The organism is Companilactobacillus alimentarius DSM 20249 (assembly GCF_002849895.1).
Lineage (GTDB): Bacteria > Bacillota > Bacilli > Lactobacillales > Lactobacillaceae > Companilactobacillus > Companilactobacillus alimentarius.
This window is the reverse complement of sequence record NZ_CP018867.1, coordinates 1,156,718-1,169,805: the sequence shown is the minus strand read 5'-3', so window position 1 is coordinate 1,169,805 and position 13,088 is coordinate 1,156,718. Positions and strand designations below refer to the sequence as shown.

Sequence of the window (13,088 nt, the reverse complement as noted above, 5' to 3'; positions counted from 1 at the left end):
AATACATCATAAATGCAAATGTCATACGATTGACAATTGCAACTAATAGCGCTTACAATAAAAGCAATTAAAGAAAGTATGGGCAGGAATTATGATTACAAATTGGACGACTGAATTGAGATATAGACCTTATCAAGCTTGGTCAAACAATCAAATTGAAGATATTAGAAAAAAAATAGGGCAATCGCATTGGCGATTGGGCTATCATATTCAACCAAAAACGGGTCTGTTAAATGATCCAAATGGTTTTTCATATTTTAATGGTCAGTGGCACTTATTTTACCAATCTTACCCTTATGGTGCGGTACATGGTTTAAAGAATTGGTCGCATTTGATTTCAGATGATTTAGTTCATTGGCAAGATTATGGACCAACACTTTTGCCGGGCGATAAGCAGGATAGTCACGGGACTTATTCAGGCTCTGCTATTCCTGTTGGGGATAAATTATTCTTAATGTATACCGGCAATGTCAGGGACAAAAATTGGGTTCGACATCCAAAACAAGACGGTGCCTGGATGGATCAGAATAATAAGGTTGAGAAAATTTCGACTCCTTTAATACCTGAACCTAAGTCTGGTTTCACAGATCATTTTCGTGATCCACAGATCATTGAACACGATGGTCAATATTTTGCGTTGATCGGTGGACGAAAAAAAGATGATACTGGGCATATTTTAGTTTATCAAGCCGCACAAGTAACGGGTCCTTGGTCTTATAAGACGGAGTTGAAATTCACACAACAAGATTGTGGTTACATGATCGAGTGTCCTAATTTATTGTTTGTCGATGATCGTCCGGTTTTGATCTTTTGCCCACAGGGAGTCAACAATAATGTGTTGAAACATGATAATGTTTTCCCTAATGCTTATGTGATTGGCGAAAGATTTGATTGGGAAACCTTCACTTTTATCAATCCCAGTAAGATGGAGAATTTGGATAATGGTTTTGATGTCTATGCTACACACGGATTCAACGCACCAGATGGTCGTGCTTTAACGGTTAGTTGGATTGGCCTGCCTGATACTTCTTATCCATCAGATAATGAGGGCTGGGCCAACTGTTTTAGCCTGATCAAGGAGTTAAAGATTAAAAATAATCAGCTCTATCAAATTCCCGTGATTGAAAATGAGCAATTAATTGAGCAAAAACTTGCCTCAAAAGAAATCACGCCACAAGCGAAACTGTCGGGACGAGTGTTGGATTCAATTGGAACTTTGACGATCAAGACTGATCTTGGTGAGGAATTGCAGGTCATGCTTGATACAACTAATGGTAAAATATTAGTTGATCGAACCAATATGGGAATTAAGTTTGCGACCGACTTTGGAACGACGCGGAGTGCAGAGACTGCCATTAACCAGTCAATTGATTTTGAAATGTATTTGGACAACACTGTTTTTGAATTGTACATTAATGGTGGACAAAAGGTCATTACTGGTCGTATTTTTCCACAAGGTCAACGTTTCTTTGTGGAATCAGAACATGTTTCGATAAAAAAGGTTCAATTAGATAAGATTTATTGATGAGGTAGATTATGGCGACGTTAGATGACATTGCAAAACTAGCAGGGGTTTCTCCTACAACTGTTTCACGGGTAATTAACAATTATGGTTCACTGTCTGAAAAAACGAAAACAAAGGTTTTTGCGGCGATGAAAGAGTTGAATTATCAACCCAATAGTTTGGCACGGTCATTGAAAGGGAAGAAGACTCATTTGATTGGAGTTATTTTGCCAGGCGTCAGTAATCCTTTCTTTGGTCAAATGGTTCAAGAAATTGAAGATCAACTTTTTAAAAAAGGGTTTCGAATGATTCTTTGTAATGCTGGCAGCGATTCGGAAAAAGAACGAGCTTACTTAAGAATGTTGATGGCCAATCGAGTTGATGGGATTATTGCTGGGTCGCATAATCTCGGTATCGAAGAGTATCAAAAAGTCGGTTTACCGATAATCTCTTTTGACCGTTATTTATCGGAAAATATTCCGATTGTCAGCTCTGATAATTATCACGGTGGGCAATTGGCAGCCCAAGCATTATTGGCGTCAGGTAGTGAACATTTTCAGATCATTACTGGGGCCAATCGTCCGAATAGTCCAACTAATGCCAGATTGACAGGATTTAAGGATACTTTGGCGAAAAGAGATCGAACATTTGATTTGTTGGAATTACGTTTTAGTTCAACTCCTAATATCAAAGGACTAAAGATCAAGGAAATGTTGCTGAAAAAAAACGTTGATGGAATCTTTTGTACCGATGATTTAACGGCGCTCTTGGTCATTCAACAAGCGCGAGAATTAGGTATTAAGATTCCTGAAAATATCAGATTGATTGGATATGACGGGACTCGATTTATCCAAAATTACCATCCTGAATTGACGACTATCATGCAACCTATTGCTGATATTGTGACGATGATGATTGATTTATTGTTAAAAAGAATTGATGATCACGAATGTCAATTAGAAGATAATTATGTTTTGCCAGTTAAATTGATTACTGGTGAAACGACTATTTAGTAAGTTTATGATATAAATGTGAAACACAATATAATTTTTTATTTAAGACAAATGGCTCCAGGTAACGTATTAATTACCTGGAGCCATTTGTCTTAATATTTGAAAGTTGATTATTAGTGACGCTTATCTCTTAACTAACTTAACGATTGTTTCAACATGTGGTGTCTGTGGGAACATGTCGACTGGTTGTAAATAGATAACTCGATAACGATCAGTCAATCTAACTAGATCTTTAGCTAATGTAGAGGGATTGCAAGAAACGTAAACTAGTTTTTCAACGGGATTACGGACTAAAGTTGTGATCAAACTATCCTCCAAACCAGTTCTTGGTGGGTCAACCACGATTGAATTAACGTTGATGTCATCTTTTAATAATTCAGGATAAATTTTATCAACGGAACCGACGTAATAATCGGCATTTTCAACATTATTCAATTTGGCGTTTTGTTTAGCATCTTCGATGGCTTCAGGAATAATTTCAATTCCATAAATATGTTTGACAGTATCTGCCATAGTAATGCCAATTGTTCCAACACCACAATAGGCATCGAGTAAAATATCACGCTGATTAGGTTCAAGAGCTTTGTTGACGAGGTCATATAGTTTATCAGTTTGAAGTGAATTTAATTGAAGAAAGGCACGTGGGGATAGGTTAAAAAGATAGCCATTAATGTCTTCTTGGAGATACTTTTCACCCCAGAGCAATTTTGTTTCATCACCCCAGACAGAACCTTGATCTTCTTTATTGATATTTTGAGAAATAGAACTGACTTCGGGAATTTCTTTTTGAATACTTTCGATCAATTGATGTTCCTTGATAAATTTAGGTGAACGAGTAATGAAAGTAACTTGTAGTTGGTTAAATTCGACTGATTCACGAATGACGATCATACTTAGAATTCCCGACTTTTGTTCAGGATTGAAAACGGGAATTTCTAAATCCTTGACCATCTGAACAATTTTACGGATAGCCGACATAGTAAGATCCATTTGTGTTGGCATCTCTGGTAGATCAACTAATTCCTGAGTTCCGGTCTTATAAAGTCCACAACGGATTTCACCATTGATTTCTTGAATAGGAAATTGAGCTTTGTTGCGATATTTTTCCTGTTGAACAGAAGCAACAGTGGGGCGGATCATATATTTATCATAGGCATAGGGCTTATACTTAGCCAATGATTCACGGAGAATATCAGCTTTAAATTTCAACTGATCCTCATATTTGATGTGGGCGAATTCTAATCCACCGACTTTACTAGCCAAAGCTGGTGTATCAGGATTTCTGAAGCGACTAGCTTGTCTGATTTTGTGAATACGACCATTTAAAAAGCGGGGATGAACATCTGTGACTTCACAGACGATGACATCTTCGGGGACAGCCTTGGGCACAAAGACGATGACATGCTTGAAAAAGCCGATACCTTCACCATTGATACCAATCCGTTTGATAGTCAGTGGAAATTTGTCACCAACTTTTAATTCTTGAGTTATATTTGTATCCATAATTTTTCCTTTGATTGTTTTTGCGATAAACTTACACTTGAGTATAACATGTGAGGTAATAATATTTTGGCAAAAATTACGAAAATCCAGGCCCAGAAACGTAAGGGGAGATTCAATATTTATCTTGATGGTAAGTATGCTTTTCCTGTAGCAGAGAATACTTTGATTGAGTTTCGCTTGATGAAAGATGTTGAATTAACTGATAATCAAGTTAAAGAGATTCAAGATCGTGAAAATGTGAATAAAGCCTATGGCGATGCAGTAAATTATTTGAGTTATCAATTGCGGACGGAAAAAGAAATCAAAGAATATTTATATAAGAAGGAATATCACAAGGACGCAGTTGAGATAACGTTGCAGCGCTTGCGAGATCTCCATTATCTTGACGACGATAATTACGCTCAGAGTTTTATCAACACTCAATTACGGATGAGTGCCAATGGGCCGAAAATTATTGAGCAAAAATTAGTCAAAAAGGGTGTTCCAAATAATATTATTCAAGATAAATTGAGTGGAATTGATCGGGATATTTTATTAGAAAACGCAATTGAATTTGCTCAAAAACAAGTTCGTAAACAAAAACGAGCTTCTTTTCAACAAATGTTGACTAAACTTCGTCAGAGTCTCTATCAAAAGGGATTTGATGGTGAAATCACTAGTGAGGCAATAAAAAAATTAGATTTACAAGTTGATGAAGATGAGGAGCTTGAAAAATTAAGAAATATGATAACTAAAGTGCAACACCGCTACGATAAACCAGCCAAATTGATCAATTATTTGATGACAAAAGGTTACCATTATGATGAAATAAAAAAAGTGTTAGACGCAGACAATTAACTGTTTATCTTTTAATCGTTTCACAGCTCTGTTATACTTTTTTTGGATAAGTTTTAGGTTTTTAGAAAGCTGGTATGTTATGCAGATTCCTAGAGAAGGGGATTACGTAGCAATCCAGAGTTATAAGCATGATGGTCATTTACATCGTACTTGGCGTGAAACAATGGTGCTAAAGACAAGTGAGAATGAAATTATCGGTTGTAATGAGAATACTCTTGTCACTGAAGCTGATGGACGTCGCTGGGTAACTAGGGAACCCGCATTAGTTTATTTTCATAAAAAATATTGGTTCAATATTGTTACTATGATTAGAAATAGTGGAGTGTCTTATTACTGTAATTTGGCAACGCCGTTCGCTTTAGATAAAGAGGCCATCAAATATATTGATTATGATTTAGATGTTAAAGTTTTTCCAGATGGTGAAAAAAGATTACTGGATGTGAATGAATATGCTGCACACAGTAAAATGTGGAATTATCCACCTGAAATAGATACAATTTTACATGATAATGTCGACGTTTTAATTGATTGGATCGATAAGAAAAAGGGCCCTTTTTCACAGGCCTATGTTGATCTTTGGATGCAAAGATATGAGGAACTGTCACACCATTAGGATTGCTATATCCTAGAGACTGCCGTAGTGGTGGTCTTTTTTATTAGGAGGAAATTATGGAACTACGTGTTTTGAATTATTTCTTAATGATTGCTAGAGAAGAAAATATTACTAGAGCTGCAAATTTATTGCATATCAGTCAACCAACGCTCTCTCGACAGATTGCTAACTTGGAAGAAGAATTGGGAACAAAACTTTTTGTTAGGCAAAGCCATAAGATTACTCTGACTGAAGACGGAATGTTACTCAGAAGACGTGCCGAAGAGATGCGACAATTGAGCGACAAAATTAAAGATGAACTCTCTTCAGATAAAACAGAACTATCTGGTAATATTTCTATTGGTAGTGGTGAGTTTCGCGGGATGAATGAATTGAGTGATATTATTGTCTCTTTCCATAAGAAATATCCCTTGGTAACATTTAATATTCAAAGTGGCAATGCTAAGGATATAAATTTTGGAATCGAGCAAGGTTTGCTAGATATGGGTGTCATGATTGAGCCAGTTGATACTACCAAATATGATTTTGCCCGGTTCTCACAAATGGAGAGTTGGGGGATTTTGATTCGTAATGATTCACCGCTTTCTAAAAAAATATATATAACGGCTAAAGATTTGAAAGATCAAGCTTTAATTATGTCACACAGTCAACAGATGCAAAATGAAATCAATCACTGGTTTGGCAGATATGCTAAATCTATTGAATTTGTTTCGACGTATAATTTACTATATAATTCAGCTATTTTGGTTAAACGTGGTCTAGGCAGTGCCCTGAGTTTAAACTTGGAAGCAAAGTATGACGATGTGACCTTCGTTCCGTTGAAACCAGCTTTAACATATAATTCAGTTCTCGCTTGGAAAGCAGATGAGACTTCATCACGAACCGTATCTACTTTTATTGAATTTGCTAAGAAATACCTTGAGAGCATTTCAAAAGATTAAAAATAAGCATTATACATTTCATTAAAATGGCGTAATAATATGGATGTTCCTTAAAGGAGCATCTATTTTTTTTGAGAGAAAAATTATGAATAAAAAAGAAGTTTGCAAGAAATATAGTATTCCCATTCGCATTTTGAATGAATATGAATCTTGGGGATTATGCAATGTTGTGAAAATTGTGATGGGTGAGTGGCAATATGATAGTCAAGATATTGAACGCCTAAGTACGATCATGGCTTTGCACGATATTGGTTTTAAAAATAAGGAGATTGAAAGATACATGCGTCTGTTGTTAGAAATTCCTAATTCAAGACAGGAGCGAATCGACTTATTGAGTCAAAAACGAAAGTCGAAGTTAGACGAGATTCATTTTCAAGAGAAACAATTGGAAAGAATTGATTACTTACGACATGAATTGAAAAAGGAGAACTAAATTAATGAATAAAATGCAAAAAGATTTGAATTTACCTAAGGTTGCTTTAGGAACTTGGGCATGGGGTGAAGATAAATCTCAATCGAACAAAGTCTTTGGTAACAGTTTGACCCAAAAAGATCTTCGACCGGTTTTTGATACAGCCATGAAATTAGGCTTGAATCTTTGGGACACTGCAGCTGTTTATGGAATGGGTGCTTCAGAAGAAATATTAGGACAATTCGTTAAGAACATTGATCGAGATAAGATTCTCTTGTCAACGAAATTTACTCCTCAAATTGCGGATGAGACGGATAAGCCAGTTGAAAATATGTTTGCCGGTAGTGTAAAACGATTGAATACCGATTATATCGATATTTATTGGATTCATAATCCCGCTGATGTCGATAAATGGACTAAGAAGATTATTCCTCTAGCTAAGAGTGGCAAAATCAAATACATTGGTGTTTCAAATCATAGTTTAAAAGAAATTAAACGTGCTAATGAGATTTTGAATGCCGTGGGATTAAAAGTTTCTGCTGTCCAAAATCATTTAAGTTTGTTGGATAGAACTTCTGAAACTTCCGGAATTATTGATTACTGTAACGAAAATGATATTACATTCTTCTCATATATGGTACTAGAGCAAGGAGCTTTGTCAGGCAAGTATGACACTAAGCATCCTTTCCCTGAGAATAGTGAACGTGCGCAAGTTTATAATGGCAAGTTGGATAAGTTAGAAGATTTAATTAATGGAATGAGAAAAGTTGCCCAAACTAAAAATTTAGATGTTGCTCAAATTGCTACATCGTGGGCTATTGCTAAAGGTACTGTTCCAATTATCGGTGCAACTAAAGCCAAGCATATTGAGGACGCCTATCAAGCATCTCAAGTAACTTTGGATGATAATGAAGTCAAAGAATTGGATAGGCTGGGTGATCAAACCGCAGTAAGTACTATTCGAGAGTGGGAAAAACCTATGCAATAATTACCAGAGAGGAAGCTTTTGAAGTGGAATATCGTAAATTAGGTAATACAGGATTGGATGTTTCAAGAATTTGTCTAGGAACCATGGGATTTGGACGTCCCGAGACGGGCGTATTTCCTTGGGCAGTCGATTATGAAAAGAGTGAGCAAGTGATTAAAAGGGCTTTGGACCTAGGGATTAATTTCTTTGATACTGCTAATATTTATTCTTACGGCGATAGTGAAGAATTCTTAGGAAAAGCTTTGAAGAAGTATGCTAACCGTGATGAATTAGCTGTTGCTACAAAGGTCTTCTTTACGAAGTCTGATAAGCCTAATCAACATGGATTATCTAGAAAAGCTATAATGACGCAAATCGACAAGAGCTTGCAACGTTTGGATATGGATTATGTAGACTTGTATATTATTCACCGATTTGACTATAACACGCCACTTAAGGAAACAATGGAAGCTTTACATGATGTTGTTAAATCGGGGAAAGCTCGCTATATTGGAGCTTCTGCGATGTATTCTTGGCAATTTGAGAAGGCTCAGGCTATTGCTCAAGAGCACAATTGGACTGAATTTGTTTCTATGCAAAATCATTTGAATCTGTTGTACCGCGAAGAGGAACGAGAAATGATGCCACTTTGTGAGGAAGAAAATATTGCCGTAACGCCGTACAGTCCCTTAGCTTCAGGACATTTGACACGTCGGACTTGGGAGGGGAATACGAAACGTTCTCAAACTGATAAGGTAGCTCAGAGTAAGTATGATCAAGCTGAAAATAACGATATGGAAATTGTTAAACGCGTTGGTGAAGTTGCCGATAAGTATCACGTCACCATGGCACAAGTAGCCATTGCCTGGTTGTTACAGAAGAAACAAGTTGTGGCACCGATCATTGGTGCTACTAATCCAGATCATTTGGCTAGCTCAGTTGATGCACTTAAATTAAAACTGGATTTGGAAGATGTGAAATATTTAGAGGAACCATATTTACCCCATAAGGTAGTGGGAGCATTCACTAAAGAAGAAAGTGATTTTACACGTTAGGAGAAGAGAATATGAGTAAAATTTTAATTGTCGGAGCTTATGGTCAAACAGCACGTATCGTTACTGAAGAATTATTAAAGAATTCTACGATAGAATTAAAGCTCTTTTTAAGGAATAGTCAACGTTTGTCACAATATCAAGATAATCCACGAGTTGAAGTGATTGATGGCGATACTTTGAAAACTGCTGAATTAGTTCAGGCTATGAAAGATGTAGATCTTGTTTATTCGAATGTCGGTGGGGTTAATTTAGCCGATCAGACGGCTAGCTTAATTAAGGCAATGGATCAAGCTAAACAAAAGCGTTTGATCTTCATTAGTTCACTAGGTGCATATCATGAAGTTTTGGGTAAGTTTGGTGAATGGAACGAATCAGCTATTGCCGACTTTTTACCAGGATTTAGGAAATCAGCTCAATTGATTGAGAAGTCAGATTTAGATTACACTATGATTCGCCCAGCTTGGATGACTAATAAAGATGAAGTTGATTATGAGACTACTCAGAAAACGGATGCTTTTAAGGGCACCGAAGTATCACGAAAGAGTATCGCTGATTTTGTAATCAAATTGATCAATGATCCTAAGAGCCACATTGGTGAAAGTGTTGGTTTGGATAAGCCTAATACGGATGGAGATAAACCAGCATGGATCTAAAATTAGATGCTTTTGCACATGTTTTGCCACAGCAGTTACTAAATGATATTAAAAAAGATGTTCCCAGTATTATTGAGGACAATCTTTTTTTACAAATTCCCTCTTTAAGTGATTTTAAAATTAGAAATCAAGCTTTTCCACAAAATGTGAAACAAATAATCTCTAACGTTAATTTGAATCCTGAGGATTACTTTGATAGTCAAAAATCTGCTCAAATGTGTTGGAAAGCTAATAGTGAATTGTTACAAATCCAAAAAGATAATAGTAATATTTTTGAGGCTGTTGTAGCGATGGTGCCTATGAATAACCTCAAAGAAACTGTAAAGATCATTCAAGATGTTTCAAAAAATAGTGAATTTGTGGGTATTCAATTATTTACACGAGCTTTAGGAAGGTCAATTGCAGATGACTCATTTGAAGTCATTTTTCAAGAAGCTGAAAAATTGCAGGTGCCAATTTGGTTGCATCCAGTATTCGATGAATCTAAACGAGATAATAATATTACCTTTAGTTGGGAATATGAATTAACACAGGCAATGTATCAAATTGTTGAAGCAGGGTATTTTGAAAAGTATCCTAACTTAAAAATTATAGTTCATCACGCTGGAGCAATGGTGCCATTTTTTGATGGTCGAATAAAACACACTATGTCCGAGCAAGAATATTTAGATTTTAAGAAATTTTATGTTGATACGGCTATCTTGGGCAATACGAAGGCTTTGGAATTAGCTTTAGATTTTTATGGTGAAGATCATTTGCTATTCGGAACTGATGCCCCATTTGCAGTCATGCCTAATGGAGCCACTTCTGAGGTTATGAAAGCAATTGATGAAATGGATATTTCTACATCGACTAGAAAAAAGATTTATCACGATAATTTAATTAATTTATTGAAAGAGGGATGATCTGATGAGTAAGACGCTTTATTTGATGCGCCATGGACAGACTCAATTCAACCAGTTACACAAGATTCAAGGAGCCTGTGATTCACCTTTGACAAAAAAGGGAATTGCTGATGCCAAGAAAGTGGGGCAGCTTTTTCAAAGAGAAGGTATTGAGTTCGATCATGCTTATTCATCAACTCAAGAACGCGCTTGCGATACATTGGAACAGATTACTAAACAACCTTATCAAAGGTTAAAAGGTCTAAAAGAATGGAATTTTGGTGTCTTTGAAGGTGAAAGTGAGCGTTTAAATCCTCCAGTTGATAAAAGTGTCGGTTCCTATGGTGACTTTTTTGTGCCTTATGGTGGGGAATCGGCTGATCAAGTACAAAGAAGGGTCAATCAAACGTTGATTGAAATTATGGAACGTCCTGATAATCAACAGGTCTTGGCAGTTAGTCATGGTGGTGCAATCCATATGTTCGTTTTAAAGTGGGTCAAAGAGCATAAGCTTCATATTTCCAATTGTTCAGCAATGAAATTTTCATATGATAATAAAGCTTTTAATTACGAAAAAACGATTGAAGTGAATGATTAATGGTTAAAACACTTTATTTAATGCGTCATGGACAGACTCTCTTCAATAAATTACAGAAAATTCAAGGCATCTGTGATTCGCCTTTGACCGCAAAGGGGATTGCTGATACTAAGAAGGTTGGCAAATATTTTCAAAGAGAACACATTAAGTTTGATCATGCTTATTCATCGACTCAAGAACGTGCTTGCGATACTTTGGAATTGGTTACCAAGCAACCCTATCAGCGCCTCAAGGGTCTGAAAGAGTGGAACTTTGGTTTGTTTGAGGGTGAAGATCAATTTATTAATCCCAAGTATGATGTTAAGATTGGCTCAGTTGGAGATGCTTTTGTACCTTATGGTGGAGATTCAGCTGATGCCGTACAAAAACGAATGGTTGAAGTTTTGACTGATTTGATGAATCGAAAAGATAATCAACAAATTTTAGCAGTTGGTCATGGCGCTTCAATTTATCTTTTCTTGAAAAATTGGATTCCGTTAGATGAAATTGTTAAACATGTTGAAATGAAAAACTGTTCCGTTTTGAAATTTACTTTTTCTGATAATAAGTTTCACTACAATGAAACGATTAATGTAGTGGATTGAAATTTAGATTAGATAAAAAGGGCTTCAGTCAGTTGACTGAAGCCCTTTTTATCATACTCATTAATTTTGTAAACTTTTATCATTAAAGGTAATCCCCGATAAGAAATCTTTAATTCTAGTAGTGGGATGATTAAAGAACTGATCTGGAGTATCGTCGAAAAGAATATTCCCATCTTCAACGAAGACGATTTTATCAGCAACGGAACGCGCAAACTCCATATTGTGAGTCACAATAATCATTGATTGGCCCATTTTACTTAATTCTTCTAGGATTAACAGTACTTGTGTCTCCAATTCTGGATCAAGGGCACTAGTTGGTTCATCTAATAAGATGTACTCAGGATCCATAGCTAAAGCACGACAGATGGAAATACGTTGTTGTTGTCCACCAGAAAGTTGGCTAGGATAACGATCAGCATATTCACTCAATCCTACTTGCTCCAAGAGCTTCTTAGCACGTTCTTGTGTTTCTTTCTTGGATTTACCAAGAACCGTCTCAGGAGCTGTTGTGATGTTTTGTAACACGGTTAAATTGGGAAAGAGGTTCCAATTTTGGAAAACCATGCTAGTTTTCTTTCGAACGTCAAAGCTTAATTTCTTTGAAACTGGTTGAGAATAATCCAATTTTAAATCACCAAAGTTTAAAGTCCCACTTTCTGGTCTAACTAGTAAATCTAACGACCTCAGTAGAGTGGATTTACCAGAACCGGAAGGTCCTAAAATAACAGTAGTTTTACCATCTGGAAACTCAACATTGATATCCTTGAGTACCTCTTTATTACCGTATTTTTTAACGACATTCTTTAATGTGATCATTAAGCTTCACTTCCTTTGACATATTTTGAAGTTCTACGTTCAAGATAATGTTGTAATAGCGTAAGTAGTGAACAGATAACGGCATACAAGAAAGCAGCTAATGAATACATCAAAAGTGGTTGGAAATTCTTGGCTGTAATTTGTTGACTGACTTGGAACATTTCTAGAATGGTAATTGAACTAGCTAATGATGTATCCTTCACTAAACCAATGAATGAATTAGACAATGGAGGCAAAGCAATTCTAACGGCCTGTGGCAGTACAATTTTCATTAAAGTCTGTTTAGTCGTGAAGTTTAAGGTAAAAGCTGCATCCCATTGGTCTTGAGGGACTGATAATAAAGCCGAACGAATCGTTTCCGAAGCGTAAGCACCGGTGTTCATTGAGAAGCCAATTACGGCTGCGATGAATGGTGAAAGTTGAATACCAGCACTAGGAAGACCAAAGAAGATGATAAATAATTGAACTAGTAGTGGAGTAGAACGGAACAACCAAACATAAAAGTTAGCAATAGCGCGAAGCACTAACCAAGGATATTTGATCAGTTTATTTTCACTTGGTTCAATAAATTTAATTAATGCTGTTAAAACGGCTAAGATCAGACCAAAAATGAATGAAATGATAGCTAATGGAATGGTAAATTGCAACATTGCAGAAATCATTTCTGGTAACGATGTAATGATAATGTGCCACATGAAGTTAAAACCC

Annotated in this window: 15 protein-coding genes; 12 read left to right on the top strand and 3 right to left on the bottom strand. The window is 36.2% G+C overall.

Features of this window, described 5'->3' with window-relative positions; genetic code table 11:
- The first annotated feature begins 91 nt into the window (after positions 1 to 91).
- A complete protein-coding gene (locus LA20249_RS05620) occupies positions 92 to 1,525 on the top strand; it encodes a sucrose-6-phosphate hydrolase (protein ID WP_057736652.1) in 1,434 nt (477 codons plus the stop codon).
- Positions 1,526 to 1,533: 8 nt separating this feature from the next.
- Complete coding sequence (locus tag LA20249_RS05615) at positions 1,534 to 2,517, top strand: LacI family DNA-binding transcriptional regulator (RefSeq protein ID WP_186809206.1); 984 nt, start codon at positions 1,534 to 1,536, stop codon at positions 2,515 to 2,517.
- 123 nt (positions 2,518 to 2,640) lie between these two features.
- Here LA20249_RS05615 and rlmD read toward each other — a convergent pair whose 3' ends face one another.
- Positions 2,641 to 4,020, bottom strand: coding sequence for a 23S rRNA (uracil(1939)-C(5))-methyltransferase RlmD (gene rlmD / locus LA20249_RS05610; protein ID WP_057736656.1), 1,380 nt, complete (start codon positions 4,018 to 4,020; stop codon positions 2,641 to 2,643).
- Between the two features lie 66 nt (positions 4,021 to 4,086).
- Here rlmD and recX point away from each other — a divergent pair, with 66 nt between their 5' ends.
- From recX to LA20249_RS05560, 10 genes are all read left to right on the top strand, one after another.
- A complete protein-coding gene (gene recX / locus LA20249_RS05605; protein WP_057736658.1) occupies positions 4,087 to 4,857 on the top strand; it encodes a recombination regulator RecX in 771 nt (256 codons plus the stop codon).
- 79 nt (positions 4,858 to 4,936) lie between these two features.
- Entirely contained in the window at positions 4,937 to 5,470 is a 534-nt protein-coding gene (gene ntdP, locus LA20249_RS05600; protein WP_057736660.1) for a nucleoside tri-diphosphate phosphatase, read from the top strand.
- Positions 5,471 to 5,526: 56 nt separating this feature from the next.
- Positions 5,527 to 6,411, top strand: coding sequence for a LysR family transcriptional regulator (locus LA20249_RS05595; protein ID WP_057736662.1), 885 nt, complete (start codon positions 5,527 to 5,529; stop codon positions 6,409 to 6,411).
- 85 nt (positions 6,412 to 6,496) lie between these two features.
- Positions 6,497 to 6,844 carry a MerR family transcriptional regulator gene (locus LA20249_RS05590; RefSeq protein WP_057736664.1) on the top strand — a complete coding sequence of 116 codons (348 nt, stop codon included), beginning with the start codon at positions 6,497 to 6,499 and terminating at the stop codon, positions 6,842 to 6,844.
- A gap of 4 nt (positions 6,845 to 6,848) precedes the next feature.
- A complete protein-coding gene (locus LA20249_RS05585) occupies positions 6,849 to 7,811 on the top strand; it encodes an aldo/keto reductase (protein WP_101836876.1) in 963 nt (320 codons plus the stop codon).
- Between the two features lie 23 nt (positions 7,812 to 7,834).
- Positions 7,835 to 8,845 carry an aldo/keto reductase gene (locus LA20249_RS05580; RefSeq protein ID WP_057736666.1) on the top strand — a complete coding sequence of 337 codons (1,011 nt, stop codon included), beginning with the start codon at positions 7,835 to 7,837 and terminating at the stop codon, positions 8,843 to 8,845.
- An 11-nt stretch (positions 8,846 to 8,856) separates the two neighbouring features.
- A complete protein-coding gene (locus LA20249_RS05575) occupies positions 8,857 to 9,498 on the top strand; it encodes an SDR family oxidoreductase (protein WP_057736668.1) in 642 nt (213 codons plus the stop codon).
- The gene (locus tag LA20249_RS05570; protein ID WP_057736670.1) at positions 9,489 to 10,403 is read left to right on the top strand and encodes an amidohydrolase family protein; all 915 of its coding nucleotides are present in this window, start codon (positions 9,489 to 9,491) and stop codon (positions 10,401 to 10,403) included. The genes LA20249_RS05575 and LA20249_RS05570 overlap by 10 nt, the downstream gene beginning before the upstream one ends.
- Before the next feature lie 4 nt (positions 10,404 to 10,407).
- Positions 10,408 to 10,980, top strand: a complete 573-nt coding sequence (locus tag LA20249_RS05565; protein ID WP_083477853.1) for a histidine phosphatase family protein — start codon at positions 10,408 to 10,410, stop codon at positions 10,978 to 10,980.
- Positions 10,980 to 11,564 carry a histidine phosphatase family protein gene (locus LA20249_RS05560; protein WP_057736674.1) on the top strand — a complete coding sequence of 195 codons (585 nt, stop codon included), beginning with the start codon at positions 10,980 to 10,982 and terminating at the stop codon, positions 11,562 to 11,564. The genes LA20249_RS05565 and LA20249_RS05560 overlap by 1 nt, the downstream gene beginning before the upstream one ends.
- A 60-nt stretch (positions 11,565 to 11,624) precedes the next feature.
- On the opposite strand, the gene LA20249_RS05555 is transcribed toward LA20249_RS05560, so the two are convergent.
- Positions 11,625 to 12,380: an amino acid ABC transporter ATP-binding protein gene (locus tag LA20249_RS05555; RefSeq protein ID WP_057736676.1), complete on the bottom strand. Its 756-nt coding sequence runs from the start codon at positions 12,378 to 12,380 to the stop codon at positions 11,625 to 11,627.
- Complete coding sequence (locus tag LA20249_RS05550; protein WP_057736678.1) at positions 12,380 to 13,075, bottom strand: amino acid ABC transporter permease; 696 nt, start codon at positions 13,073 to 13,075, stop codon at positions 12,380 to 12,382. The genes LA20249_RS05555 and LA20249_RS05550 overlap by 1 nt, the downstream gene beginning before the upstream one ends.
- Positions 13,076 to 13,088 lie beyond the last annotated feature (13 nt).